This is a genomic window from Otoolea muris (genome assembly GCF_943193115.1).
Taxonomy (GTDB): domain Bacteria; phylum Bacillota; class Clostridia; order Lachnospirales; family Lachnospiraceae; genus Otoolea; species Otoolea muris.
In genome coordinates this window covers 1-1,684 of the sequence record NZ_CALPCY010000141.1, presented here as the reverse complement: position 1 = coordinate 1,684, position 1,684 = coordinate 1, and the positions used below count along the sequence as shown (strand labels likewise).

The 1,684-nt window shown below is 42.2% G+C and carries 1 protein-coding gene; it reads right to left on the bottom strand.

Translation table 11 applies throughout. The features are described 5' to 3' along the window. Positions 1-208: 208 nt before the first annotated feature. Positions 209-1,684: glucan-binding protein (locus NFS31_RS26650; protein ID WP_251502081.1), on the bottom strand; the 1,476-nt coding region annotated here is incomplete at its 5' end.

The window sequence follows — 1,684 nt, the reverse complement described above, 5'->3', positions numbered from 1 at the left end:
TGAGCGCTATTTTGTGAGCTAAAGTATTGATTTTTCAAGGAGCAAATCCCATTTTTAATGTGGGAAGTTTGAGTAAGTAATATTTGTAAAAACAGGGGCAAATCTGTATGATATTCGCAGATTTGCTCCTGTTAAAATCCTTATACTGTATCAGCGAATATTCTGTTTAGGAATTTTAATGAATCATTTCCCTAAACGGATGTTATGCTTATTCTGTCGGTAATGTTACTGGTACAAGATCCATATCATAAATTAAAATATGCGGTCTCCAGATTACCTCGTCTAATACAGCAGTTATAATATTTTCTGTCTTTGTTAAATCAGTACCGGTTTCATTCTTTTCCGCAGAAATACTCTTTACCTTATTGTTTTTAATTTCAACATACATATCATCTCCGGACACGCCATCTAATGCATACTTCTTAGAAGTTTTCTGGACTTTGCCCTTGCTGTTTACAAGATAAATCTGATCTCCGCCTAACCAATATAACGCATAATCGTCATCAGCTTCTACTCTCTTACCATTCCAGTAAAGGTAACCATCCTTGATTGCGCTTATACCTCTTCCGTTTCCATTGTTTTTGGTTTCAAAATAATAAGTATAAACGTCATCATCTGCTTCTTCAACATCGGCAACCTTTCCTGTCTTCATATAACCGTTATCATCAAAGTAATAGAAATAGCCGTTGATCAACTGCAGACCTGTCTGCATCTGGCCCACTTCATTAAAGCAGAAATACTTGCCATCACATTTAATTCTTGCTCTGTATACAAGAGCGCCATCATCTGTAACAGCTACGCCCCCAACTTTAACCAGATCATCGGAATCAGCCTTTTTGGCTTTACCATCTTTGAAGAAATACCACTCGGTATCTTCATCGGTCCCTGCATCCTCCGAACCAGCAATCTCGTACCAGCCATCGGTTCTGGAACCATCCTCAACCTGGTTTGCATACCGCATATCTTCTACAGTGTTGCTATCGTAGCTCTGTAATGCGTCTGAACCGGACGCCTTTTCAATCTCACTGCGGCTAGCTGCTACATCTTCACTGCCGTCGCTTGTATTGCCATTCTTTGTGTTGATCCACTCATACAGCATCTGGCCATGTTCGTTAAAGAAATAATGTTTTCCATTAATGGTTTTCTTCTTTTTATTATCACTATATCTTTTTCCGTCATAGCCAAACCAGTACCAGCCTTCATCATCACAACCGATCGTACAGTCATCATCAGACCATTCGTCATCATCTGCATCCTCATCTGTCGGACGCTCTAACCATAACCACTGGTTTTCGGCTCTCCAGCCCTCATCTTCTTCACCCAGGTAGTAGACATCGCCAGTTTCAGTTTCATACCAGCCATCTCTCATCTCTCCATCTTCGTTGAAGAAATAGGTCTTACCGCCGATTTTTTTCTTGTCACTGCTGACTTTCTTACCCTTGCTTCCGAAGTAGAACCAGTGATCGCCGTCCTCGTCCGGATCATCCACAGCGTCTTCAGAAGCGGTTTTCGCCCACTGGTTTACCAGCATCGCGCCGTCAGCGCCGACATAATACTCGTCATCTACCCAGGCATCCGTCAGCATATCGCCGTCCTCATCCAGATAAAACCACTTAGCGCCGTCTTTTCTCCACTCGCCGGTCACCATCTCATCATCTTTGTCATAATAGTGCCAAACCCCAGC